The following is a 23,690-nucleotide window of genomic DNA, read 5'->3' on the forward strand; positions in this document are numbered from 1 at the left end:
CCCCACCCGCCCCCGACCGACCACAGCGCCACCGGCGCGGCGGCAGGAAAACACTCGGGCGGCCGATGTCCGGCCGGACCCCGCGACCACGCCCTCAGCGGCGCCGGACCAGGGGGAACGGCAGCGTCTCCCGGATGGTCAGGCCCGTCAGGAACATGATCAGGCGGTCGACGCCGACGCCGAGGCCGCCCGTGGGGGGCATGGCGTATTCGAGGGCGTCCAGGAAGTCCTCGTCCAGTTCCATGGCCTCGGGGTCGCCGCCCGCGGCGAGCAGGGACTGGGCGGTGAGGCGGCGGCGTTGTTCGACCGGGTCGGTCAGTTCGGAGTAGGCCGTGCCGAGTTCGGTGCCGAAGGCGACGAGGTCCCAGCGTTCGGCGAGCCGCGGGTCGGTGCGGTGCTGCCGGGTGAGCGGGGAGACGTCGGTGGGGAAGTCCTTGTAGAACGTCGGCAGCTGGGTCCGCTCCTCGACAAGGCGTTCGTACATCTCCAGCACGACGTCGCCGGAACCGTCGTCGGCGGTGTAAGGGACGCCCGCGCGGTCGCACAGCCGCTTCAGGGCGGTCAGGTCCGTGTCCGGGGTCACCTCCTCCCCCAGCGCCTCGGAGATCGCCCCGTACACCGTCCTGACCGGCCAGGGCCCGGAGATGTCGTACTCCCGGCCGTCCTTGCGCACCACCGGGCTGCCGAAGGCCGCGCTCGCCGCGCCCTGGATCAGCTCCCGCGTCAGGTCCAGCATGACGTCGTAGTCGGCGAACGCCTGGTACGCCTCCAGCATCGTGAACTCGGGGTTGTGCTTGTAGGAGACGCCCTCGTTGCGGAAGGTGCGGCCCATCTCGAAGACCTTCTCCAGGCCGCCGACGCACAGCCGTTTCAGATACAGCTCGGGCGCGATGCGCAGATAGAGGTCGAGGTCGTAGGCGTTGATGTGGGTGGTGAAGGGGCGGGCGTTGGCGCCGCCGTGGATCTGCTGGAGCATCGGTGTCTCGACCTCCAGGTAGCCACGGTCGATCAGGCCCTGCCGCAGCGCCTGTACGGCGGTGGAGCGGGCCCGGATCACCTCGCGGGCCCGGGGGCTGACGGCCAGGTCGAGATAGCGGCGGCGCACCCGGGCCTCGGGGTCGGCCAGGCCCCGGCGTTTGTCGGGCAGCGGGCGCAGGCACTTGCCGATGAGCCGCCAGGAGGTGACGAAGACGGTCGGTTCGCCCTTGTCGCTGACGCCCGCGCGGCCGCTCGCGGTGATGTGGTCGCCGATGTCGGTGTCGGCAGTGAAGCGGTCCAGCGCCTCGGATCCCAGGTCGTCGCGGGTGAGGGCGAGTTGGCGGTCGCCCGACCAGTCGCGCAGCAGCACGAAGACGATGCCTCCGAAGTCGCGCACCAGCATGATCCGCCCGGCGACCGTCACCCGCTCGCCTTCTCGGACCTCGGCGAGGGTGTGGGTGGGCGGCGGGACGCCCACCGGGTACGGGTCGGTTCCTGCGGCACGCAGCCGGTCCAGCTTGTGGTGCCGGACGCGGACCTGTTCCGGCAGTGCGGCGAGCGGATCACCGGGCCCGGCCTCGTCCCCTCCGGCGAGGCCGAGCGCGGACAGCGACGGCAGGCCCTCGGTGGTCGCGGGCCGGTGCCGGCCGTTCGGGTGCCCCTTTGCGCGCAGTGTGCGCAGCGACGGTACGGAGACGAAGCCCTCGGCGATGGCGGAGGCGAGGCCGATCCGGGCGAGGGCGGCGGCGTCGCCGTAACAGAGGAAACGCGGATACCACTCGGGGTGGTACTTGGCGTTGGAGCGGTACAGCGCCTCCAGTTGCCACCAGCGGGAGAAGAAGAGCAGCAGGCGCCGCCACAGCCGCAGCACCGGTCCGGCGCCGATGCGGGCGCCCTCCTCGAAGACCGAGCGGAAGACGGCGAAGTTGAGGGAGATCCGCCGTACGCCCAGCTTCGGGGCGGCGGCGCACAGGTCGGCGACCATGAACTCCATGACGCCGTTCGGCGCGGCCTGCCGGTCCCGGCGCATCACGTCCAGGGAGACGCCGTCCCTGCCCCACGGCACGAACGACAGCAGCGCGAGCAGACGGCCGTCCGCGCTGAGGGCTTCTACGAGGAGACAGTCGCCGTCGGCCGAGTCGCCGAGCCGGTCCAGGGCCATGGAGAAGCCGCGTTCGGTCTCGGTGTCACGCCAGGCGTCGGCCTTGCCGACGACCTCCTCCATCTCCTCGGCGGTGAGGGTGGCGTGGCGGCGGATGCGGGTGGTGGCGCCGGTGCGGCGGACGCGGTGGACGGCCTGCCGGGTGACGCGCATGTCGCGGCCGTCGAGGTCGAAGCCGGGCACGTGCACGATCGCCTCGTCGCCGAGCTGGAGGGCGCCGAGTCCGGCGCGGGCGAAGGCCTTGGCGCCCGCCTCGGAGGCGCCCATCACGGCGGGCGCCCAGGCGTGCCGACGGGCGAGGTCCAGCCAGGCGGCGATGGCGTGCGGCCAGGCCTCGCGGTCGCCGACCGGGTCGCCACTGGCCAGGCAGACGCCGGCCTCGACGCGGTAGGTGACGGCGGCCTTGCCGCTGGGTGAGAAGACGACGGCCTTGTCACGCCGGGTGGCGAAGTAGCCGAGCGAGTCCTGCTCGCCGTACGCCTTCAGGAGGGCGCGGATGCGGACCTCCTCGTCGTCGTGCAGGGCGGCCTCCATGCGCTGCGAGCGGAAGAGGGTCGAGGCGGCGTTCAGCAGGGCGAGCGCGCCGAACAGGCCGAGCAGGAGGAACAGGAAGTGCGGCGGCCGCCCGTCGAAGGCGCCGCCGGGGATCAGCCCGCCGCACACCCGGTCGGCGGCCCACGCCAGTCGCTGTCCGCGCGGCAGCGTGCCCGGGAACAGCTCGACCAGCCCCCAGCCGACCAGGATCCCCACGACCAGCCCGGCCAGCAGGACGCCGACGGCCCGCCGTACGGCGCCGCGGCGGGAGGCGGCGTAGAACTCGCGGCGGGCGGCGATGAGCAGCACCAGCGCGAGGGCGCACACGATCAGGGAGGGGAGCGAGTCGGCGTAGTCGCCGAGGGCGGCGACGAGGACGTCGGTCAGGACCAGCAGGCCCAGATAGACGACGACCAGCCACCAGGCGATCTTCTTGCGGGCGGCGGTCGCGGCGGCGAGCAGGAAGAGGAAGACGGCGTAGGCGAGGTTGGCGCTGACGGGGACGACGAGCAGTTCGAGGAAGCGGACGACGGGCTGCAGCGCGGTGCGCAGCGGCGGGATCAGGGCCAGCAGCGCACAGAGCACGCCGAGGGCGCCGAAGAAGGCCGCGAAGGCCTCCGGCACCCTGCCGAGTTGGCCGGTGCCGGGCCGCCGTATCGGGCCGCCCGGGGTGTCCCGGGCGGTCGCGGCGTCCACGGTGGCGCTCATGGTTCCGACTGTAGGAACAGCGCCCGCGCTCCGCCCGTCGAGCGCTGCCGCCCGGCGGGCGGAGGTACCGCTTCCGATAGCCTCGGGCCGTGACGGAACAGCACTCGCACCGGTTCGAGCGTGGTACGGACGGGCCGAAGGTCATCGTGGTCGGAGTGGACGGCTCCGACTCCTCGCTGCGGGCCGCGGCCTACGCCGGTGGCCTGGCCCGGCGGCAGGGCGCGCTGCTGGCGGTCGTGTATGTGCAGCCGGTGCTGGCGGGGGGCGCGGCCCTCGGGGCGCCCGTCGCCGCGACCACCGACGAGATCGCCGAGGACCTGGTGGCGCAGATCCGGGACGCCACCGAGCAGGTGAAGGGGATATTCGACATCCGCTGGGAGTTCCACACCTTCCGCGGCGACCCCTACAGCGGGCTGGTGAAGGCGGCGGACGAGCTGAAGGCGGACGCCGTGGTGGTGGGGGCCTCCGAGCAGGCCGGGCACCGGATCATCGGCTCGGTGGCGATCAGGCTGGTGAAGGCGGGCCGCTGGCCGGTGACAGTCGTGCCGTAGAGGTGCGTGGCGTCTTTTCGCGGGGGTGCGGCTGAGCCATCATGATCGGTCGTCAGCCGTTTGGCGATCGCGAAGAGGTGAGGCGCATGGCCCGGCTCCGAATGGACGAGGGGATTTTCCGCCGCAAACCCATCGAGCACATCGAAGAGACGGAAATCGTCGAGGGTACCCGGCTCGACCGGTCCCTGGGCCTGGGGCAGCTGACCGCGATCGGCGTGGGCGGCATCATCGGGGCGGGCATCTTCGCCCTCGCCGGCGCCGTGGCCAACGGCACGGCCGGGCCTGCGGTGCTGGTGTCCTTCCTCATCGCGGGCGTGGCGAGCGCGGCGGCCGCGCTGTCGTACGCCGAGTTCGCGGGGCTCATCCCGAAGGCCGGTTCCGCCTACACGTACGGCTACGCGGTGCTCGGCGAGCTGGTGGGCTGGTTCATCGGCTGGGACCTGCTGCTGGAGTACACGGCGATCGTGGCGGTGGTCGCGATCGGCATCTCGGGCTACTTCAACTTCCTGATCGGCCAGATGGGCGCCGACCTGCCGAGCTGGATGCTGGGCGCGCCCGGCACCGGCGAGGGCCACCAGGTCGACCTCTTCGCGGCGGTGCTGTGCCTGTTCATCGCCTACCTGCTGACCCTCGGCATCAGGAACGCGGCCCGGTTCGAGATGGTCGTGGTCGTGCTGAAGGTGCTGGTGGTGCTGCTGGTCATCGGCGTCGGCCTGTTCCACATCGACACCGCGAACTACACCCCGTTCTTCCCGTACGGCATCGGCGGGGCGTTCACCGGTGCGGCCGTCGTGTTCTTCGCGGTCTTCGGGTACGACGCGTTGTCCACGGCGGCCGAGGAGTCGAAGGACGCGCAGCGGCACATGCCGAAGGCGATCGTCTACTCGCTGGCGATCTCGATGGTGCTGTACGTGGCGGCGTGTCTGGTGCTGACGGGTATGCAGAACTACACGGAGATCGACCCGGAGAGCGGCTTCTCCTCGGCTTTCGAGTCGGTGGGGCTGAGCTCCCTGGCCAACGTGATCGCGGTGGGCGCGATCATCGGCATCCTCACGGTGATGTTCACGTTCATGCTGGGCGTGACCCGGGTGTGGTTCGCGATGTCCCGGGACGGGCTGCTGCCGGCGTGGTTCGCGAAGACCCACCCGACCCGCCATGTGCCGACACGGGTGACGTGGATCGCCGGGGTGGCGTCGGCCGTCATCGCCGGGTTCCTGCCGATCGGCGAGGCGGCCGAGCTGACCAACATCGGGATCCTGCTGGCGTTCGTGGTGGTGTGCATCGCGGTGATCGTGCTGCGCTACCGGCAGCCGGATCTGCCGCGCACCTTCCGTACGCCGTGGATGCCGTTCGTCCCGGCGGTGGGTGTGATCTTCTCGATCTGGCTGATCACGTTCCTGGCGTGGGAGACCTGGGCGCGGTTCGCCGTGTGGTTCGCGCTGGGGCTGGTGATCTACTTCGCGTACTCGTACCGGAAGTCGGAACTGGCGGGCCGTTAGAGGACTAGGGCCTGTTGGACGCGGAGGAAGTCGAGCAGGGTCCTGCGGAAGATCTCCGGCTTCTCCAGGTTCGGGTAGTGGCCGACGCCGTCGATGGTCACCGAGCGGCCGTTCACGACGGTGCGGGCGAGCCGCTCGGCCGCGGCGAGCAGGTCGGCGGGTTCCAGGCCGCCGTTGACGACGAGCAGCGGGACGTCGGTCTTCGCCACGCGGTCCCAGGAGTCGGTGACGGGCACGTGCCAGTTCTTCTCGTCCGGCGTGTGCTTGGAGATGGTGTGGAGGGCCATCTCCCGCAGCCGGCGCAGGATGTCCGGGTCGATGTCGTCGGCGGTCCGGGTCGGGCCGGGGACGACCCGCAGGAAGGCGTTGAGCCAGGCGTCGATGTCGCCGGCGCCCAGTGCGCGGGCGTACTCGGCCTGGATCTCCTTGTGCCAGGGATCCGTGTACTGGACGTCGCCGGTCACCGCGGCGCAGGTGACCACCGCGCGGACCAGTTCCGGTGCTCCACCAGCGTGTCGGTGGCGATCACCCCGCCCATCGACGAACCGACGAGGACCGCGGGCCCGGCGTCGAGGTGACGCAGCAGGGCGGCGAGGTCGTCGGCCCAGCGGAACGGCCGGGTGGCGTTGGCGGAGAAGCCGTGGCCGCGGACGTCCGGGGCGATCACACGGTACTCGGCGGCGAGGGCCGGGATCTGGTCGCTCCAGACCCGGTGGTCGACATACCCGGAGTGGAGCAGGACCACCGGGTCCCCGGAGCCGGTGTCGAGGTAGGCGAGGTCACCGTCGGCGGACGGGAAGAAGCGAAGGCCCGATGCAGCAGTCATGACAACCAAGGTGTCATCTCGACCCCGGTTTGGCAACCGAGGTGTCATGATGAGCGAGTGAACGACATCGCCAAGCCGCTCCCCCCGGACGAACTCGGCCACCGCCTCACCGAGGTCTTCGACCTGGTGGGTCCGCTCTACCGGCGTGTGCAGCGCAAGGTCGAGCAGGGTGAGGCCGTCGAGGGCCTGTCCGTCGGCGTCCGCGCCGTGCTGGACCTGCTGCACAAGCACGGGCCGATGACCGTCCCGCAGATGGGCCGCGCGCAGGCCATCAGCCGGCAGTTCGTGCAGCGCATGGTCAACGACGCGGCGGCGCGCGGCCTGGTGGAGAGCATCCCCAACCCCGCGCACCAGCGGTCGCCGCTGATCCGGCTCACGGCCGGGGGCCGGGCCGCGATCACCGCCGTGCTGGCCCGCGAGCACACCGTCCTGCGCGAGGTCGGCGGCGATCTGACGGACGCCGACGTGCGGACGTGCCTACGGGTGCTCGGCGAGATGCTGAAGCGGTTCGACCACGTCGACGTCGACTGACCGCGCCTACTCCCCCATCACCAGCCCGTCCTGTGCCGCGCCCCGGCTGAGGACGACCCGCTGGATGCGGTCACGCACGCCGACCACGTCGGCGCCCTGGGCGAGGGCGGCGTTGAGGTTGAGCACCCGGCCCGCGTCGATGTCGAACAGCTGCGGGATGAACTCGGCCTTCTTCACCTCCCAGCGGCCACCGGGACGGGCGGGCGGGGCGAAGGTGAAGCGGCCGATCGTGGACTGGTTGGCGCGCGGATCGGGGGTGCCCCGGCGGTCGGTCATCTCGCCGGCGACCTGGTCGCCCATGCCGTAGATCACCCAGGTGCCGTTGACCTTCTCGTACGCCTGCGGGACATGGGCGTGGGTGCCGATGATCAGGTCGATCTCGGGGCGGCCGCCGGGGGCGGCGGCGGTGAGGGTCCGGGCCATGGACAGCTGCCGCCGGTCCGGCTCGTCCTGCCCTTCGGTGCCCCAGTGCAGGGAGACGACGACCACGTCGGCGCCCGCCTGCCGGGCGGCCCGGGCGTCGCCGAGGATCCGGCCCTCGTCGGCCAGGTTGACGGCCCAGGGCTGCCCGGCGGGGAGCGGGTGACGTTCCGTGCCGAGGGTGTAGGCGAGGTGGGCGACCCGCGCCGCACCCGCGGGCAGGATCGTGACCGTGCGCGCCTCTTCCTCGGTGCGCGCCGACCCGGCGTGCCGGACGCCGGCCCGGTCGAGGGCGTCCAGGGTGCGCCGGATGCCCCGGGCGCCGTCGTCCAGGCTGTGCTCCGAGGCGGTGGAGCAGCCGTCGTAGCCGGTGGCGGCGAGGGCCTGGGCGATCTCCGGCGGGGACTTGAACGGGGCGCGGCCGGAATAGTCGCCGTTCCCGCCGTACACCGTCTCCATGTGACACAGCGCCAGGTCGGCGGCCGAGACGACGGGCGCCACCGCGGCGAACATGGGCCGGAAGTCGTGGCCCAAGCCGCCCGCGTCGAAGCGGGCCTGCTCGATGACGGACGTGTGCGGCAGGACATCGCCGGAGGCGACGAGGGTGAAGGCGCGGGGACCGGCGGCGGTGGCGGCGGCCTGCGGGCCGGTGCGGGCGACGGGCTCCTCGTCGTCGCGGGCCTGGCAGGCGGCGGCCGCGGCGAGCACCGCCGTCAACGCCAGGGCCACCTGCCGTCTGCGTGCGATGTGTACGATCATCAGCTCACCCCAGTGTGGTCGTACTTACCTACAAATAGGTACGAAGCTGAACACGGCCGCAAACAGCCCCAGGGGCCCCTTTAACCCGTCCGCGTCGCGCGAGGGGGCGAGGCGGACCGTTCGTCGAACCGTTCGCCGACGCGTTCGACCGTCCGTCGCACCATCGTGTGCTCTCTCTGTCCTGAAACCGCACCCTGCGATGCCATACGGCCATGACGGCCGGAACCACCATCACCAACGGGACGACCGCCGAGCACGAGCTCGCCGCGCTCCAGCGGGAGCACGGCCGACCGCTCTTCGCACTGCTGCTCAGGCTCTGCGACGGCGACCGGCAGCGCGCCGAGGACCTGGTCCAGGAGACCCTCGTCCGCGCCTGGCAACACCCCGAGGCGCTGCGCGCCGACGCCTTCGAGTCCGTACGGCCCTGGCTGCTGACCGTGGGCCGGCGGCTCGCGATCGACGCCCGGCGGGCCCGCCAGGCACGCCCGCCCGAAGTCGGCGACGCGATCCTGGAGAACGCGCGCGTGTGCGCCGATCACGCCGAACGGTCGGCCGCCACCCTCGACGTCCGCGAGGCTGTGAAGACACTCACGCCGCAACACCGTGAAGTCCTGGTGCTCGTGTACTTCCAGGGGGCGAGTGTGGCGGAAGCTGCGCAGGCCCTGGGCATCCCACCCGGTACCGTGAAGTCCCGCGCGTACTACGCGCTGCGCGCCCTGCGCCGGGTGCTTCCGGGATACGCGGCCGACCTGGGCTGAAACCAATCGCCGAGTCAAACCTCCATAAAGCGCCTTGCTGAGGACCCCGGTTGAGTAATCGGCTGTCCTCATCCGTGTTCCGGATTGGGCCCGGGCCCAGGGACCCGGGCCGGGCGACGCGCACCACCGGAGGAAGGCAGGAAGGGATGCAGCACAGAGGTCACCAGAGTACGGGCGGCACCGGTGGCGGTGAACTCACCGTCCCCATGGCCTGGTTGTACGCCGAGTACATCGCCGACGAACTGCTGCGGACCGGCGACCTGATGCCGCCGACGTCCTTCGAGTTCCGCGCCGGTCGGGATGCCCTGGCGCTGACGATCTTCCTGTCCGACACGGAGGGTGAGCTCTCCGGCATCCGGGTCGTCACCCAGCTGGAGACCTGGCTGTCGCTGACGGCGTACGACCAGCCGTGGCAGGACTGGGTGCGGGAGCGGATGGCGCAGGTGGCCACCGAGGCGGTGGAGTCCGGCGGGCCCTCGCCGGACCTGGAGCTGGCGGAGGCCGCCTGGCGCTGGCTGGAGGAGACCGAGCTGCTCGCGCCGGACCTGAACGCGGTTCCGGGCGGCGGTCCGCTGGTGGGCGAGGACGACGGCCCGAAGGTGTGGACGCCGGCGTGGCAGCTGGGGCTGCCACTGGGGCACCTGGCCATCCACCTCTTCTAGATCCCCCCGTCGTCTTCCTGATCCTTCTGTGATTCGTCGGGAATCCGACCAATCCTCGGGGCGGGCCGCTCCGAATCCCTTGGTTGCGATTCTGTATAGGGCTTGAGTGATTCCCCGGCTTGGTGCGTACCGGTGGGAGCAAGGAGTAACCCCACCCACACCCACCGACACGAGGATCACGAGGATTCGGCATGAGGTCCCTGGAGAGGCATCGCGACGTCGGCGCGTACGCGCTCGGCGTGCTGGACGAGGCGGACGCCTTCCGTTTCGAGGACCACCTCATGGAGTGCCCTCAGTGCTCCCTGCACGTCACTGAATTCGGCCCCACCGCACGGCAGTTGATGCTCTACCGGCGGGCCACCCCGCGCTCGGTGCACCCCATGGCGGGGCCCGGGCCGCGGCTGCTGGACCGGCTGCTGGGCGAGGTCGCGGCCCGGCATCGGGCCGGGCGCCGGCTGCGGCTGTTCGCCGTGGCCGCCGCGGTGGTGTGTGCCCTGGCCGGACCCGCGATCGCGATCGTGGCCGAGCGCGGGGACCGGGCGGTGCGGATCTCGGCGACCGACGAGCGCTCGGGTGTGTGGGCGCAGGTCACGACCGAGGACGTGCCCTGGGGCAGCAAGGTGGTGCTGGAGGTCAAGGACGCGGCCGGGCCCCGGGCCTGCCGACTGGTCGTGATCGGCGGCGACGGCTCGGAGGAGACGGCGACCAACTGGACCGTCCCCCGGCACGACGCCCGCCCCAACACCATGCAGGGCGCCACCGCCCTGCACCCCGACCAGATCGACCGCTACGAGGTGCGCACGTCGGCCGGGGAGCGGCTGGTGACGCTGGATCCCCATTAGGGCGGGCCGGGTCCGCAGGGCGGGCCGGGTCCGGCGTCAGGACGTACTGGATTCGGCCGGGCTCAGTGTCTCGTCGCGGATCCGGGCGCAGGTCTGGGTGAGCAGTCGGGAGACGTGCATCTGGGAGATGCCCATCCGGTCGGCGATCCGGCTCTGGGTCCAGTCCTCGAAGAAGCGCAGGTAGAGGATGGCGCGCTCGCGCTGGGGCAGCCGCCGTACCGCGTCCTTGACGCTCTCGCGGTCGACGACGAGCTGGAATCCGTCGTCGGGTTCGCCCAGGAGGTCCGCAAGGTTCGGACCGTCGGCGTCGGAGTCGCCGTTCGCCGCGTCCAGGGACAGCGCGCTGTAGCTCTCCAGGGCCGTCATGCCTTCGCGGACCTGTTCCTCGCTCAGGCCGGTGCGGTGGGCGACTTGGGCGACTGTGGGGTGCGGGCTGCCGGGGGTGTGGGCCAGTTCGACGCAGGCGGCCCGGACCCTGTTGCGCAGTTCCTGGACCCGGCGGGGCACGCGCACGTCCCACATCCGGTCACGGAAGTGGCGGCGCAGCTCGCCCCTGATCGTCGGTATCGCGAACGGCTCGAAGGGGCCCCGGCCCGGATCGAACCGGCGGATCGCCTTCAGCAGGCCGAGCGCGGCGACCTGCCGCAGGTCATCGGCGCTCTCCCCCTTGCCCCGGAAACGCCAGGCGATCCGGTGGGCCATCGGCAGCCACGCCCGCAGCAACACCTCCTGCACCCGCTCCTTCTCCGGTCCGTCGGGCAGGACGGCGAGACGGCGGAAGGCGGCTGCGGTGTCGGGGGCGTCGCCGGTCGGGCGGGTGGCGGTCTCGGTCGGGGCTGTGGTGACGACGGTCGTCATCGTGTGGTCCTCGAAGCCTTTCGGTCCGGTGTGGCGGTTGTTCCTCCCGACGGTCTCTGCCCATGACCCCCTTGCCCCTATTCATGACTTTCGTCCCTTTTTGCTAAGACGTTGCCCGAGACCTTGCCGGGCGGGACCTCTCACCCGTACGGCGGTGCCGTCACTTCCCTCGTTGCCCCGCCCGCCCCGGTCGCCGGGCAGGCCCCGGGCGGCGGTGTGAGCCTGCTGAAGGACGTGACCGACCGCGGCGCGGTCCCTACGAGGGGAGACGAGGTGACGACGGCGGAACCCGGCGAGGGCAGGCTGGAGGAGTTCCTCGCCGATCCGGACAACACGGCACTCGACCTGTCCGCCGCCGTGGCCCGCTGCTCCAAGGCGCTCGGCCTGCAGCACTCCGTGGTGTACCTCGCCGACCTCCAGCAGCGCCAGCTGGTCCCGCTGACCGACGTCGCCTCCGCGCTGCCCGTCGACGACTCCCTCGCGGGCTGGACGTACCGCACCCAGTCGCTGCGCGTGGAGGAGGCCGAGACCGGCGGTATCACGGCGTGGCTCCCGCTGCTGGACGGGGCGGAGCGGCTCGGCGTGCTCGCGGTGCACTGCCCGGTGCTCAGCCCCACCTCGCTGCGCCGCAGCCGGGCCCTCGCCGCACTGCTGGCGATGATGGTGACGTCCGCGCGGGCGTACAAGGAGTCCTTCGTACGACGGACCCGCACCGAACCGATGCAGCTGCCCGCCGAGATGCTGCGCGCCTTTCTGCCGCCCCGCACGATCGGCACCGCGCACGTCATCTCCACGGCCGTACTGGAGCCCGCCTACGAGCTCGGCGGCGACGCCTTCGACCACGCCCTCAACGAGACCACCCTGCACGCCGCCGTCCTCGACGCGATGGGCCACAACCTGGCGTCGGGGCTGACCACGGCTGTGTCGCTGGCCGCCTGCCGCAACGCCCGGCGCACCGGCGCCGATCTGCCGGAACTGGTGCAGAGCGTGGACGACGCGCTGGCCCAGTGGCTGCCGGACCAGTTCTGCACCGGCGTGCTGATCCAGCTGGACCTGGCGAGCGGCGTGCTGCGCTGGACCAACTGCGGGCACCCGGCACCCCTGCTGATCCGGGACCAGCGGCTGCTCGTCGACGCGCTGGAGCGGGAGGCCGATCCGCCGATGGGGCTGCCGTCGCTGCTGGCCGAACAGGGGCGGAAGGTGCACGAGACCACGTTGCAGCCCGGTGACCGGGTGCTGCTGTACACCGACGGGGTCACCGAGGCGCGGACCCGGGACGGCGACCAGTTCGGTCTGGAGCGGTTCGCCGACTACGTCATCCGGGCCACCGCCGCGGGCGAGCTGGCGCCGGAGACGCTGCGCAAGCTGATCCACTCGATCCTCGACGCACAGCCGGGCCGGCTCCGCGACGACGCGACGATCCTGCTGGTCGAGTGGTGGCCGCCGAGCCGCTGAACGGTCACTTCAGCAGCCGGGACAGCCTGCGGTCGGCGAGCGGCTTGCCGCCGGTCTGGCAGGTCGGGCAGTACTGCAGCGAGGAGTCGCTGAAGGAGACCTCGCGAATGGTGTCGCCGCACACCGGGCAGGGCTCGCCGGTGCGGCCGTGCACACGCAGGCCGCTCTTCTTCTCGGACTTGAGCCGTCCGGCCGCCAGGCCCCGGGAGCGCTCGACGGCTTCCGTGAGCGTGGTGCGCAGGGCCTCGTACAGTCTTCGGGTCTCCTCGGGGGTGAGGGACGCGGCCAGTTTGAACGGGGACATCTTCGCGGCGTGCAGGATCTCGTCGCTGTAGGCGTTGCCGACGCCGGCGATCAGGCCCTGGTCGCGCAGGGCGCCCTTGAGCTGTCGGCGTTCGCCCCGGAGCAAGGCGGTGAAGCGGGCCTCGTCGAAGTCGTCGGCGAGCGGGTCGGGGCCGAGCCGTGCGACGCCGGGCACCTGCTGCGGGTCGGGCACGGCATACACCGCGAGCCGCTTCTGCGTCCCGGCCTCGGTGAGGTCGAAGCCCGCGCCGGTCTCCAGGGCGACGCGCAGCGCGAGGGGGCCCTTGCCGGGGCGGGGCGGGCCGTCGGGGAGGCGGTCCTTCCACTGGAGCCAGCCCGCGCGGGCCAGGTGGGTCACCAAATGCGGGCCGCCGGCCGTCTCGACGTCCAGGAACTTGCCGTACCGGTGCACGGCCACGACCTCGTGCCCCTCGACGGCCGACAGGGGCGGGTCGTACGTCTTCAGCACACTGATCGCGACCGGCAGCACGCGCACGATCTCGTGACCGACGAGGTGATCGGTCAGGAAGTCCTTGAGCGCTTCGACCTCGGGCAGTTCCGGCATACGTCCAGAGTGCCATCCGGGACCGACAGTGCCGTCGGTTCATGGGCGGGGCACCGGGTCAGTTCCGTCCCGGCACCACGAACTCGCACCACACGCACTTGCCGCCGCCCCGCGCCTCCACGCCCCACACGTCCGTGAGCATGTCGACGAGGAGCAGGCCGCGGCCGGAGACGCCGGAGTCGCCGGCGTCGCGGCGGCGGGGCAGGGCGCTGGAGGAGTCCTCGACCTCGACGCGCAGTCGGCGGTCGGTGTCGGTCAGGACCCGCAGGGTGACGATCGCGGCGCCCTCGGTGTGCATCAGGGCGTTGGTGACCAGTTCGTCGGCGACGAGTTCGACGTCGTCGGAGCGGTCGGCGGCGCCCCAGGCGCGCACGGCGGCGCGGATCATGTGCCGGGCCTGGCGCAGGGCCTCCGGGTCGCCGGGCGCGACGTGCTGCTGGAGGCGGCCGCCGCCCTGCGGGACGTCCGCGCCGCGGCGGCGCAGCAGGAGCAGCGCCACATCGTCGTCGCCGCCGCGCTCCTCGGCCACGTCGATGAGCAGGTCGGCGAGTTTCCACACGTCCTGCGGGCCGGAGGCGACGAGCGCGGTGAGGACCTGCATGCCGTCGTCGAGGTCGGCCCCGGGCTGTTCGACCAGGCCGTCGGTGCACAGGATCAGCGTGTGCCCGGGGTCGAGCTCGATGGTGCCGACGGGATAGGCCAGGCGCCCGAACTCGGCGGACAGGCCGAGCGGCAGTCCGCCCTGGACGGGGGCCCGGCGGCAGGTGCCGTCGGGGGCCCGGATCAGGGGGTCGATATGGCCGGCCCGGACGACCTGGACGACTCCGGTGGCGAGGTCGGCCTCGGCGTACAGGCAGGTCGCGAAGCGGTCGGTGTCCAGTTCGTGCAGGAAGACGGAGGCCCGCGCCATCACGGTGGCCGGCGTGTGGCCCTCGGCGGCGTACGCGCGCAGGACGATGCGCAGCTGGCCCATCACGGCGGCGGCGTGTGTGTCGTGGCCCTGGACGTCGCCGATGACCGCGCCGACCCGGCCGCCCGGCAACGGGATCAGGTCGTACCAGTCGCCGCCGATGTCCCGGCCGAGGGAGGCGGACCGGTAGCGGACGGCGACGTCGGCGCCCCGCACGCTGGGGATGGTGCGCGGCAGCATGGCCTGCTGGAGGCCGCTGGCGAGGTCTTTCTCCTGCTCGTAGAACATCGCGCGTTGCAGGCTCTGCGCGATGCTGCTGCCGAGGGCGACCAGGATGTCGCGTTCCTCGGTCGTGAAGCCGTGGCGGTCGTTGTAGAGCAGGCCCATCGCGCCGATGGGGTTGGCCTGGACGATGAGCGGCAGATAGGCGGCCGAGGTGATGTCGAGGTCGGTGATGTGCGGCCACAGGATCGGGTAGCCCTCGGCGAACTCCTCCGGGGACTCGATGAACCGGGGGCTGAGCGTGCGCACGACCTCGCTCATCGGGTACGGCTCGTCTATGCGGGTGATCAGGGTGCCGGGGACGAAGCTGCCCTCGGGTCCCTCGGCGACCAGCCGGATGCGTCCGGCCTCGACCAGGCCCATGACCAGGCTGGTCGCGCCCAGGTGGGTGACACCGTGGGTGTCCTTGAGGACGTCGATGACGTCCTGGACGGTGCGGGCGTTGGCGAGAGCGGCCGTGATGAGCTGCACGACGTTGGTCTGGTCCCGGCGGCCCGCCAGGTTCCAGGCGGTCTGGTCGCGACGCGCCGCCGACTCGTTGAGCTCGCGGGTGGCGTCCCGGACGATGCCGATGATCCGGCGCGGCCGGCCCGTGTCGTCGCGGCGGATGTAGCCCTGTGTGTGGGTCCAGCACAGGGTGCCGTCACGGCGGCGGACGCGGAAGTACGCCCCGTAGTTCTCGCTGCCGTCCTTGATGGCCTGGGCCACCAGGCTGTCCAGGCGCCGTGCCTCGGCCGGCGGGACGCGCACGTTCAGGGACTCCGGACGGCCGTCGTATTCGTCGGGGCGCAGGTCGAAGACCTCGTGGGCCTGGGCGTCCATGTAGAGCAGACCGCTGTCCAGGTCCCAGTCGAAGCTGCCCATCTGGTTGAGCGCCAGGATCGGGTCCGGGTGGGCGGGCCAGTCGTCCGGGAGTGACAGGGCGCTCGCTCCCCGATCAACCATGGGCCCACCTTGCCAGGATTCGACCGATTCTTCGACCGGATCAGCTCAGTTCTGTGGCTGAATTCCTTTGTCGGCGGTCTCGGGGGCGTCCGGGACGTCCGGGACGTCCGGGATGAGTCCACCGCCGTCGGGCAGGTCGGGGGTCTCCGGGACGGTCTCGGGGCCGATCTCGACGGAGGAGGCCAGGGGCTCGACGGGTTCCCGCAGGGGCTGCTCGCCGGGCGGCGAGGGAGCCGTACTGCCCGCCTCCGGCGTAAGGAGCGGGGCGTCGTTCTCCGTCACCGGCGTGGCCGTCGCGGTCGTGGGCTCCTCCACCACCGGCATGGCCGTCGCAGTCGTGGGCTCCTCCAGCGCCGGAGCCGCCTCCTCGCCGTCCTCCGCCGAGGATGCGCCGTCGCTGGGAAGGCCGCCGGACTCGGTGACCTGCGGCTGCGGGCGCGACGGGCTCGGCCGGTCCGTCTGCGACGGCGACTGCGGCTGCGACTGCGACTGCGACTGCGACCTGGGTACGACCTTGTCGCGGCGGACGTCGTGCCCGATCGGCCGCTCGATCCAGGTGTTGCTGACGACGTTGATGAGGGTGATGTTGGTGATCGCCTGGGGCGCCGGGGTCACCACGATCACGTCGGCGGGCCGGTACCCGGGCCACGCCCGCCCGCTGCTGCCCGGGGTGCCCCGCATGGCGACGGGCGCGCCGAGTGGGTTGCCGCAGGCGCAGCGGACGCGGGGCACGCCCCGGTCGTCCACGAGGACGGCGGTGCCCGCCTGGTGGACGGCCTGGTGGCCTGTGGCGCGGCCATCGCGGTACCCGTGGTTGGTGACCCGGGTGTCGGCGCGCAGTTCGGCGGAGGTGAGCCCGCGCAGAAAGCCCGGTATCGCCGCCCGGGAGACACCGGAGGCCCGGGCGAAGGCCTGGGCCCTGCCCGGGTCGGCGGTGAGCAGGCGGATCTGGCGGTCGACGTCACAGCTGCCGGACCGGGCCCGGCCCCCGTAGAGGCCGGGGGTCCAGCCGGAGTAGGTGCGCATGCCGGTGAGGCTCGCCGGGGCGGTGACGCCGGGGTCCGAGTGGGCCGTCGGGGCCGAGTGCGGCGTTCGGGTGACAGGGGTCGGGGTAGCCGAGGAGGTGGCCGTGGAGTCCGTGAAGGGGTCCGGGCCCTGGTCCTCGACCGGCTGGAGGAACAGCAGCTCCCCGCTTGCCTTCGCGCCCTCGTCACCGTCGGCGCCGCAGCCGGCGGCGAGCAGGGCCGCCGAGAGCGCGCAGGCCGTGACGAAGGTTCCGGTGGGTAAGCGCACCACGTCCTCCCGCCTCGTCCCAGGCATGGGCATTTCGGCACTATTGTCTGCTTCACTCTCTCGGGTCACGCAAACGGAGAACGCGGCTACCGAAAGTGACAGCACGGTCGGAGGTCGGGGTGACGGCGCCAGAATGAAGGAGAGGAGCGCACGACCGTGGAGTGGTTCACCGCACCCGACTACTGGCTGACCCGGCTGGTCTTCCAGCGGGCCCTGGCGGCCGTCTATCTGGTCGCGTTCCTGACGGCTGCCCTGCAGTTCCGGGCACTGATCGGAGCCCGCGGCATGCTCCCGGCCCCGCGCTACACCGAGTACGTGCCGTTCAAGCGGGCACCCAGCCTCTTCCAATTCCACTACTCGGACCGCTTCTTCGCGGTGTGCGCCTGGTCGGGCGCCGCGGTGTCGGCGGCACTGCTGGCGGGCGTGGACGCGATGGTCCCGCTGTGGGCGGGGATGCTGCTGTGGGTACTGCCCTGGCTGCTGTATCTGTCGATCGTCAACGTCGGCCAGACCTGGTACTCGTTCGGCTGGGAGTCGCTGCTGTTGGAGGTCGGCTTCCTGGCGGTCTTCCTCGGCAACGACGAGGTGGCGCCGCCGATCGTGGTGCTGTTCCTGCTGCGCTGGATCCTGTTCCGGGTGGAGTTCGGCGCGGGCCTGATCAAGCTGCGCGGCGACGCCTGCTGGCGCAAGCTGACCTGCCTGGACTACCACCACGAGACGCAGCCGATGCCGGGCCCGCTGAGCTGGTTCTTCCACCATCTGCCCCGACCGCTGCACCGGGTGGAGGTGGCCGCCAACCACTTCACGCAACTCGTCGTGCCGGTGCTCCTCTTCACCCCGCAGCCGATCGCCACGGCCGCCGCCGCGCTGATGATCGTCACCCAGCTGTGGCTGGTCCTGTCCGGCAACTTCTCCTGGCTGAACTGGATCACCATCGTGCTGGGCCTCTCGGCGATCCAGTTCCCCACCGACCCGCCGTCCGTCCCGGACGCCCCGCTCTGGTACGTGGTCGTGGTGCTGGCCGTGGCCGCGCTGATCGCGTTCCTCAGCTACCGCCCGGTCGTCAACATGATCTCCCGCGCCCAGGTCATGAACCGCTCCTTCGACCCGCTCCACCTGGTCAACACCTACGGCGCCTTCGGCAGCGTCAGCCGGGTCCGCTACGAGGTGGTCATCGAGGGCACCGCCGACGCCGTACCGCGCGAGGACTCCGACTGGCGGGAGTACGAGTTCAAGGGCAAGCCCGGTGATCCACGGCACTGGCCGCGCCAGTTCGCGCCGTACCATCTGCGGCTGGACTGGCTGATGTGGTTCGCGGCGCTGTCCCCGGCCTACGCGGGCTCGTGGTTCGGCGCCCTGGTGGAACGTCTGCTGGAGAACGACCGCGCCACCCTGAAGCTGCTGCGCCGCTCCCCCTTCCCACCCGACGAACCGCCGCGCTTCATCCGCGCCCGCCTCTTCCGCTACCGGTACACGACCTGGCGGGAGCTGCGTGAGACGGGCGCGTGCTGGGACCGGACGTATGTGCGGGAGTATCTGCCGCCGACGCGGCTGGCGGAGCCTGCTCAGAGGTCGTAGACGCGGGTGGCGGTGCCCTCGAAGATACGGGAGCGGTCCGCCGCGTCCGTCAACTCCCGTGCGGTCGAGAGGACTTCACTGTATGTGGCCGCCAGGGTGCACACCGGCCAGTCCGAGCCGAACATCAACCGGTCCGGGCCGAAGGCCGTCAGGACGGTGTCGGCGTACGGGCGCAGGTCGTCGACCGTCCAGGACCTCGGGTCGGCCTCGGTGACCATGCCGGAGAGCTTGCAGACGGTGTTGGGCAGCGCCGCGAGGGTGCGGACGGCGCTCGCCCAGGGTTCGGGGGCGCCGGAGGCGATGGGCGGTTTGCCCAGGTGGTCCAGGACAAACGTGAGGTCCGGGTGGCCGGTGGCTGCTCTGGCGCAGGCGGGCAGCTGGTGGGGCAGCACGACGAGGTCGTAGACCAGGCCCGCGTCGGCGACCGCGGCGAGTCCCCGGCGGACGTCGGGACGCAGCAGCCACTCCGGGTCGGGCTCGCCCTGGACCTGGTGGCGGATGCTCCTCAGGTAGCCGCCACCGGGGAGTTCGCGCAGGCGGGCCAGCTCGTCGCCGACGTCCGGCCGGGTGAGGTCGGTCCAGCCGACGACCGCGCCGATCAGCTCGTGCGCGGCGGCCAGGGCGAGGAGCTCCGGGGTTTCCTCCGCCGCCGTCACCGTCTGGACGAGGACGGTCCGGTCGACTCCGGCGGCGCGGGCCTCAGGTGCGAGGTCGGCGATGGTGAAGTTCCGCCGCAACGGCAGGAGTTCGTCGCCGGTGATCCAGTCCTGGTCGCGTACGGACAGGTCCCACACATGGTGGTGCGCGTCCACGGTCATGGCAGCTCCCATACGGCGGGCAGGCCCGCGTCGGCGCCGTCGTGGGAGTAGTCGTGGACCACGTCCAGCAGCTCGGCCATGCGGGCCTGCCACGCGACGTTCACCGGCAGCTGTTCCAGCTCCGCGAGGAGACGGGCGTAGTCCTCGCACTCCAGGACGTGGAAGAGGTCGGTGCGGCTGCGCCAGATCGTCCAGGAGTGCGCGCCGGCGGCACGGACGGCGTCGGTGAGTTCCTTCGGCACCTCGCGGTGGGCGGCCTCGTACGCGTCGACGCGGTCGGGGCGGACCTTGGTGTGCAGGGCGACTCTCATGACGGCTCCTCAAGCGGGTACGGGGGCATCGGCGGGGAGCAGCCCCGTCTCCCGCAGCTCCTGCCAGAGGGCCGCGGGCACGGGCGTGCTGAACTGCTCGGCGCAGTCGTCCACCTCGGCGGCCGAGCGGGCCCCCACGAGGACACTCCCGACCGCCGGGTGCGCGGCACAGAAGGCGAGGGCGGCGGCACGCAGGGTCGTGCCGTGGCGCTCGGCGACCGCCTTCAGCCGCAGGGCGCGGTCGAGCAGGTCACCTGGCGCCTCGGTGTAGTCGTACGTGGCTCCCGGCCTCGGGTCCGCCAGCAGGCCGGAGTTGAAGGCGCCCCCGAGCACCACCGCCGTCCCGCGTTCCTGTGCGGCGGGCAGGAGGTCGGTGAGGGCGCTGTGGTCGAGGAGCGTGTAGCGGCCGGCGCACAGCACCACGTCGACGTCGGTGTCGCGGACGAAGCGGGTGAGCATCGCGGTCTGGTTCATGCCCGCGCCGATCGCGCCGACGACACCCTCGGAGCGCAGCTTCTCCAGGGCCGGGTAGCCCTCGCGGAAGGCCTGTTCGGCGTGGTCGTCGGGGTCGTGCAGGTAGACGGTGTCGACGCGGTCGAGGCCGAGGCGTTGCAGGGAGGCGTCCAGGGTGCGGCGTATTCCGTCGGCGGTGAAGTCCCAGACGCGGTGGTGGGTGGCCGGGACCGCGAAGCCGTGGGCCAGGTCGTCGCCGGTGCCGTCGGACGGTTCCAGGCGGCGGCCGACCTTGGTGGAGATCGTGTACGCCGAGCGGGGGTGCTCGCGCAGGGCCGCGCCGAGTCGGCGTTCGGACAGGCCGAGGCCGTAGTGCGGGGCGGTGTCGAAGTGGCGGATGCCGTGTCGCCAGGCGGCGCCTACGGCGTCGTACGCCTGCTCGTCGGTGATCTCGGTGTAGAGGTTGCCGATCCCGGCGGCGCCGAAGGCGAGCTCGGCGCCGCTCATCGCTGGGCCGCCGGGCGCAGGCGCAGGCCCTGCATGCCGCCGTCGACGGCGAGGGCGGTGCCGGTGGTGGCGCCGGAGAGGGGGCTGGCCAAGTAGGCGATCGCGCCCGCGACTTCGGCCGCCGTGACGAGTCGGCCGATGGGCTGGCGGGCCTGAAGCGCGGCACGTTCGGCGGCCGGGTCGTCGGCCGCGTCGAGCAGGCGGCCGATCCACGGGGTGTCCGCGGTGCCCGGGTTGACGCAGTTGACGCGGATGCCCTCGCGGACGTGGTCGGCGGCCATGGCGAGGGTGAGGGAGTACACGGCGCCCTTGGTCGCGCTGTAGAGGGCGCGTTGCGGGAGGCCCGCGGTGGCCGCGATGGAGCAGGTGTTCACGATCGCCGCGTGGGACGACTCGCGCAGGTGCGGCAGACAGGCGCGGGCCGTGCGGACCATGCCGACGACGTTGACGTCCAGGACCCGGTGCCATTCGGCGTCGTCGTTGTCCTCGACGGTCCCCTGGGCGCCGATACCGGCGTTGTTCACCAGCACGTCGAGTCCGCCGAGCTCCGCGACCGCGTCCGTCACCGCCTGTCGTACGGAGGCGTCGTCGGTGACGTCGGCCTCGTAGGCAAGGAAGGGTGCGTCGGCCTTGGCCAGGTCCAGGACGGCGACCCGGGCTCCCCGCTCGGCCAGGAGTTCCGCGGTGGCGCGGCCGATGCCGGAGGCGCCGCCGGTCACCAGGGCCCTGATGCCCTCGAAGTCGGTCATGCCGCTTGCCCCTTCTCGTTCGTGTCGTCGCGGTCGGCGGCCCAGAAGGTGCCGTCGGGGAAGGTGTAGCGCGCGATGGACTCGGGGCGCATGGCGGCCGAGAAGCCGGGCGCGGTGGGTGCGAGGTAGTGGCCGTCCCGGATGCGGACCGGGTCCAGGAAGTGGTCGTGGAGATGGTCGACGTACTCGACGACCCGGTCGTCGGTGGTGCCGGAGACCGCGAGACAGTCGAACATCGCCAGGTGCTGGACTAGTTCGCACAGGCCGACGCCGCCGGCGTGCGGGCAGACCGGGACGCCGAACTTGGCGGCGAGCAGCAGGATGGCGAGGTTCTCGTTGACGCCGCCGACGCGGGCCGCGTCGAGCTGGAGGACGTCGATGGCGCCGGCTTGGAGGAGCTGCTTGAAGACGATCCGATTGTGGGCGTGTTCGCCGGTGGCGACCCGGACGGGGGCGACGGCCCGGCGGATCGCGGCGTGGCCGAGGACGTCGTCGGGGCTGGTGGGCTCCTCGATCCAGTAGGGGTCGAACTCGGTGAGGGCCTTCGTCCAGCGGATCGCCTCGTCGACGTCCCAGCGCTGGTTCGCGTCGATCGCCATGCGCACATCCGGTCCGACGACCGCGCGGGCGACCCGGCAGCGGCGGATGTCGTCGTCGAGGTCGGCGCCGACCTTGAGCTTGATCTGCCGGAAGCCGTCGGCGACCGCCTGCGCGGCGAGCCGGGTGAGCTTGGCGTCGTCGTAGCCGAGCCAGCCCGGTGAGGTGGTGTAGGCGGGGTAGCCGCGCTCCAGCAGCCGGGCCGTGCGCTCCTCGGCGCCCTCCCGGCCCCGGCGCAGGATGGTCAGCGCCTCCTCGGGAGTGAGGGCGTCGGTGAGGTACCGGAAGTCGATCTGACGCACCAGCCACTCGGGCTCGGCGCCCGCGAGCAGCTGCCACAGCGGCTTGCCCGCACGTCTGGCGGCGAGGTCCCACACGGCGTTGACGACCGCGCCGATCGCCATGTGCATCACGCCCTTCTCGGGCCCGAGCCAGCGGAGCTGACTGTCGCCGATCAGGTCGCGGTTCAGACTGCCCGGGTCGGCGCACAGCTCGTCGACCGGGCGTCCGAGGACATGCCCGCGCAGCGCCTCGATCGCGGCGACCTGGACTTCGTTGCCCCGCCCGATGGTGAAGGTGAAGCCGTGCCCCTCGTGCCCGTCGGCGGCGTCGGTGCGCAGCACGACGTAGGCCGCCGAGTAGTCGGGGTCCGGGTTCATCGCGTCGGAGCCGTCGAGCTCGCGGGAGGTGGGGAAGCGGATGTCGTACGTGTCGACGGCGGTGATGCGGGCGGGAGAGGGGGACACAGCAGGCCTTTCGGTCGGGTGCAGGGAACTTTGGCGGTCACAAGGCGTTGAGCCGGAACTTCACCACCAGGACGCCGTTGAAGGCGCCGACGACGGACTCCAGGGACAGATCGAGCGTTGTACGACCCTCGCGTCAGTGTTCGCCCGTACCGCCGTCCGTTCCGCTGTGTCCCGTCGGCCATCTGCCGGCTCCTCATTCAGCGTGATCGAGCAGTTGCCCGCATATTTATCAGACCACTTCACGCCGATAACACCCTCAGGAAGCAAATCTCTCGCCTCTTCTGTCGTAGTGGTCCGACCACTTGACTGACTACACTGCGGCACACGGCGACGGGAGAAGTGGCGTGAACGAGACGGAGACAGAGCCGACCCCGCAGCGGGGCACGGTGACGCAGCGCGCCATCGAGCGGATCAAGGCGATGATCGCCGAGGGGCTCCTCGAACCCGGCGCGCGCCTGCCCACCGAGCGCGAGCTGGCGGCCCAACTGGGCATCTCCCGCAGCTCGATGCGGGAGGCGATCCGCGCGCTCACGGTCATGGGCGTCCTGGAGGCCAGGCACGGCTCGGGCATCTACGTCACCCAGCTCCAGGCCGGTGACCTGTTGGAGAACTTCGGGGTCGTCGCCGACTTGTCCCGGGGCCCGCGGCTGGTCGAACTGCTGGAGGTCCGCCGCATCCTGGAGTCGACGGCGACCGCCCTGGCCGCCGCCCGCATCACCCCCGAACAGCTCGCCGAGGTCGAAAGGCACCTGGCGGCGATGAACGCCACCGACGACCCGGAGGAGATCCTCGCGCACGACCTCGCCTTCCACCGTGAGATCGCGCTGGCCGCCGGCAACGAGACCATGGCCGCGATCCTGGAGGGCCTGTCCTCCCGCACCTTCCGCGCCCGCGTCTGGCGCGGCTACCAGGAGGAGGGCGCCTTCGCCCGCACCCGCCGCGAACACGCCGCGATCCACCGCGCCCTGGCCGCCCATGACCCGGAGGCGGCGAGAGCGGCGGCGGCCGCACACGTCGGCGAGGTGGAGGAGTGGCTGCGGGCGCAGCTCGGCGGTTGAGGGGTGTCATCGCATGCGGAACATGCGCAGAG

The 23,690-nt window shown here is 71.9% G+C and carries 20 protein-coding genes and 1 pseudogene; 9 read left to right on the top strand and 12 right to left on the bottom strand.

Going from position 1 to position 23,690, the window contains the following annotated elements:
* Positions 1-94: 94 nt before the first annotated feature.
* Positions 95-3,382: a bifunctional lysylphosphatidylglycerol synthetase/lysine--tRNA ligase LysX gene (lysX, locus tag HJD23_RS03155; protein WP_171107795.1), complete on the bottom strand. Its 3,288-nt coding sequence runs from the start codon at positions 3,380-3,382 to the stop codon at positions 95-97.
* An 89-nt stretch (positions 3,383-3,471) separates the two neighbouring features.
* Here lysX and HJD23_RS03160 point away from each other — a divergent pair, with 89 nt between their 5' ends.
* A complete protein-coding gene (locus HJD23_RS03160) occupies positions 3,472-3,933 on the top strand; it encodes a universal stress protein (RefSeq protein ID WP_171107796.1) in 462 nt (153 codons plus the stop codon).
* A gap of 86 nt (positions 3,934-4,019) precedes the next feature.
* On the top strand, positions 4,020-5,432 hold the full coding sequence (locus HJD23_RS03165) for an amino acid permease (RefSeq protein WP_171107798.1): 1,413 nt from the start codon (positions 4,020-4,022) through the stop codon (positions 5,430-5,432).
* Here the strand turns inward: HJD23_RS03165 and HJD23_RS03170 are convergent.
* Positions 5,429-6,258, bottom strand: a pseudogene (locus HJD23_RS03170) (alpha/beta hydrolase). The gene HJD23_RS03165 and the pseudogene HJD23_RS03170 sit on opposite strands and share 4 nt — an antisense overlap.
* Before the next feature lie 57 nt (positions 6,259-6,315).
* On the opposite strand from HJD23_RS03170, the gene HJD23_RS03175 reads away from it, so the two are divergent.
* Positions 6,316-6,789 (top strand): MarR family transcriptional regulator, encoded by a 474-nt coding sequence (locus HJD23_RS03175; protein WP_171107800.1) that lies wholly within the window; start codon positions 6,316-6,318, stop codon positions 6,787-6,789.
* Between the two features lie 6 nt (positions 6,790-6,795).
* Here the strand turns inward: HJD23_RS03175 and HJD23_RS03180 are convergent, their stop codons facing one another.
* The gene (locus HJD23_RS03180) at positions 6,796-7,968 is read right to left on the bottom strand and encodes a CapA family protein (protein ID WP_171107802.1); all 1,173 of its coding nucleotides are present in this window, start codon (positions 7,966-7,968) and stop codon (positions 6,796-6,798) included.
* 212 nt (positions 7,969-8,180) lie between these two features.
* Between HJD23_RS03180 and HJD23_RS03185 the strand changes: the two genes are divergently transcribed.
* The 3 genes from HJD23_RS03185 (at position 8,181) to HJD23_RS03195 (ending at position 10,230) form a co-directional block, all read left to right on the top strand.
* Entirely contained in the window at positions 8,181-8,726 is a 546-nt protein-coding gene (locus tag HJD23_RS03185) for a sigma-70 family RNA polymerase sigma factor (protein ID WP_171107803.1), read from the top strand.
* Positions 8,727-8,872: 146 nt separating this feature from the next.
* Positions 8,873-9,388: a hypothetical protein gene (locus HJD23_RS03190; protein ID WP_171107805.1), complete on the top strand. Its 516-nt coding sequence runs from the start codon at positions 8,873-8,875 to the stop codon at positions 9,386-9,388.
* A 191-nt stretch (positions 9,389-9,579) separates the two neighbouring features.
* Positions 9,580-10,230, top strand: a complete 651-nt coding sequence (locus HJD23_RS03195) for a zf-HC2 domain-containing protein (RefSeq protein WP_171107807.1) — start codon at positions 9,580-9,582, stop codon at positions 10,228-10,230.
* 36 nt (positions 10,231-10,266) lie between these two features.
* Here the strand turns inward: HJD23_RS03195 and HJD23_RS03200 are convergent, their stop codons facing one another.
* Positions 10,267-11,088, bottom strand: coding sequence for a SigB/SigF/SigG family RNA polymerase sigma factor (locus HJD23_RS03200; RefSeq protein ID WP_171107809.1), 822 nt, complete (start codon positions 11,086-11,088; stop codon positions 10,267-10,269).
* A 273-nt stretch (positions 11,089-11,361) separates the two neighbouring features.
* Here HJD23_RS03200 and HJD23_RS03205 point away from each other — a divergent pair, with 273 nt between their 5' ends.
* Entirely contained in the window at positions 11,362-12,543 is a 1,182-nt protein-coding gene (locus tag HJD23_RS03205; protein ID WP_171111362.1) for a SpoIIE family protein phosphatase, read from the top strand.
* Positions 12,544-12,547: 4 nt separating this feature from the next.
* On the opposite strand, the gene HJD23_RS03210 is transcribed toward HJD23_RS03205, so the two are convergent.
* Genes HJD23_RS03210 through HJD23_RS03220 form a run of 3 tightly spaced genes read right to left on the bottom strand, consistent with a single transcriptional unit; the run spans position 12,548 to position 16,841 of the window.
* A complete protein-coding gene (locus tag HJD23_RS03210; protein ID WP_171107811.1) occupies positions 12,548-13,411 on the bottom strand; it encodes an Fpg/Nei family DNA glycosylase in 864 nt (287 codons plus the stop codon).
* 58 nt (positions 13,412-13,469) lie between these two features.
* Positions 13,470-15,548, bottom strand: coding sequence for a SpoIIE family protein phosphatase (locus HJD23_RS03215; protein ID WP_171107813.1), 2,079 nt, complete (start codon positions 15,546-15,548; stop codon positions 13,470-13,472).
* A gap of 45 nt (positions 15,549-15,593) precedes the next feature.
* Positions 15,594-16,841 carry a DUF6777 domain-containing protein gene (locus HJD23_RS03220; protein WP_171107815.1) on the bottom strand — a complete coding sequence of 416 codons (1,248 nt, stop codon included), beginning with the start codon at positions 16,839-16,841 and terminating at the stop codon, positions 15,594-15,596.
* Positions 16,842-16,997: 156 nt separating this feature from the next.
* Between HJD23_RS03220 and HJD23_RS03225 the strand changes: the two genes are divergently transcribed.
* Positions 16,998-18,419 carry a lipase maturation factor family protein gene (locus HJD23_RS03225; protein WP_171107817.1) on the top strand — a complete coding sequence of 474 codons (1,422 nt, stop codon included), beginning with the start codon at positions 16,998-17,000 and terminating at the stop codon, positions 18,417-18,419.
* Here HJD23_RS03225 and HJD23_RS03230 read toward each other — a convergent pair.
* From HJD23_RS03230 to HJD23_RS03250, 5 genes are read right to left on the bottom strand one after another with little or no spacing between them, the layout of a single operon-like run.
* On the bottom strand, positions 18,407-19,237 hold the full coding sequence (locus HJD23_RS03230) for an amidohydrolase family protein (RefSeq protein ID WP_171107820.1): 831 nt from the start codon (positions 19,235-19,237) through the stop codon (positions 18,407-18,409). The two genes, HJD23_RS03225 and HJD23_RS03230, sit on opposite strands and share 13 nt — an antisense overlap.
* A complete protein-coding gene (locus tag HJD23_RS03235; RefSeq protein WP_171107822.1) occupies positions 19,234-19,548 on the bottom strand; it encodes an L-rhamnose mutarotase in 315 nt (104 codons plus the stop codon). The genes HJD23_RS03230 and HJD23_RS03235 overlap by 4 nt, the downstream gene beginning before the upstream one ends.
* A 9-nt stretch (positions 19,549-19,557) precedes the next feature.
* Positions 19,558-20,508 carry an aldo/keto reductase gene (locus HJD23_RS03240; protein ID WP_171107824.1) on the bottom strand — a complete coding sequence of 317 codons (951 nt, stop codon included), beginning with the start codon at positions 20,506-20,508 and terminating at the stop codon, positions 19,558-19,560.
* Positions 20,505-21,257 (bottom strand): SDR family oxidoreductase, encoded by a 753-nt coding sequence (locus HJD23_RS03245; protein ID WP_171107827.1) that lies wholly within the window; start codon positions 21,255-21,257, stop codon positions 20,505-20,507. Before HJD23_RS03245 ends, HJD23_RS03240 begins: the two co-directional genes overlap by 4 nt.
* Positions 21,254-22,600, bottom strand: a complete 1,347-nt coding sequence (locus HJD23_RS03250; protein WP_171107829.1) for an L-fuconate dehydratase — start codon at positions 22,598-22,600, stop codon at positions 21,254-21,256. The genes HJD23_RS03245 and HJD23_RS03250 overlap by 4 nt, the downstream gene beginning before the upstream one ends.
* A gap of 344 nt (positions 22,601-22,944) precedes the next feature.
* On the opposite strand from HJD23_RS03250, the gene HJD23_RS03255 reads away from it, so the two are divergent.
* Entirely contained in the window at positions 22,945-23,658 is a 714-nt protein-coding gene (locus tag HJD23_RS03255) for a FadR/GntR family transcriptional regulator (protein ID WP_171107832.1), read from the top strand.
* Positions 23,659-23,690: the final 32 nt, after the last annotated feature.

Origin of the sequence: Streptomyces sp. Z423-1 (genome assembly GCF_013009255.1) — a bacterium.
Lineage (GTDB): Bacteria > Actinomycetota > Actinomycetes > Streptomycetales > Streptomycetaceae > Streptomyces > Streptomyces gossypiisoli.

What these genes read in the sequence shown, in the direction of transcription:
- HJD23_RS03210 (WP_171107811.1), bottom strand. Translation starts at nt 13,411, where the DNA reads ATGCCGGAACTGCCCGAGGTCGAAGCGCTCAAGGACTTCCTGACCGAT.
- lysX (WP_171107795.1), bottom strand. Translation starts at nt 3,382, where the DNA reads ATGAGCGCCACCGTGGACGCCGCGACCGCCCGGGACACCCCGGGCGGC.
- HJD23_RS03215 (WP_171107813.1), bottom strand. Translation starts at nt 15,548, where the DNA reads ATGGTTGATCGGGGAGCGAGCGCCCTGTCACTCCCGGACGACTGGCCC.
- HJD23_RS03185 (WP_171107803.1), top strand. Translation starts at nt 8,181, where the DNA reads ATGACGGCCGGAACCACCATCACCAACGGGACGACCGCCGAGCACGAG.
- HJD23_RS03200 (WP_171107809.1), bottom strand. Translation starts at nt 11,088, where the DNA reads ATGACGACCGTCGTCACCACAGCCCCGACCGAGACCGCCACCCGCCCG.
- HJD23_RS03195 (WP_171107807.1), top strand. Translation starts at nt 9,580, where the DNA reads ATGAGGTCCCTGGAGAGGCATCGCGACGTCGGCGCGTACGCGCTCGGC.
- HJD23_RS03180 (WP_171107802.1), bottom strand. Translation starts at nt 7,968, where the DNA reads ATGATCGTACACATCGCACGCAGACGGCAGGTGGCCCTGGCGTTGACG.
- HJD23_RS03190 (WP_171107805.1), top strand. Translation starts at nt 8,873, where the DNA reads ATGCAGCACAGAGGTCACCAGAGTACGGGCGGCACCGGTGGCGGTGAA.
- HJD23_RS03235 (WP_171107822.1), bottom strand. Translation starts at nt 19,548, where the DNA reads ATGAGAGTCGCCCTGCACACCAAGGTCCGCCCCGACCGCGTCGACGCG.
- HJD23_RS03245 (WP_171107827.1), bottom strand. Translation starts at nt 21,257, where the DNA reads ATGACCGACTTCGAGGGCATCAGGGCCCTGGTGACCGGCGGCGCCTCC.
- HJD23_RS03230 (WP_171107820.1), bottom strand. Translation starts at nt 19,237, where the DNA reads ATGACCGTGGACGCGCACCACCATGTGTGGGACCTGTCCGTACGCGAC.
- HJD23_RS03240 (WP_171107824.1), bottom strand. Translation starts at nt 20,508, where the DNA reads ATGAGCGGCGCCGAGCTCGCCTTCGGCGCCGCCGGGATCGGCAACCTC.
- HJD23_RS03165 (WP_171107798.1), top strand. Translation starts at nt 4,020, where the DNA reads ATGGCCCGGCTCCGAATGGACGAGGGGATTTTCCGCCGCAAACCCATC.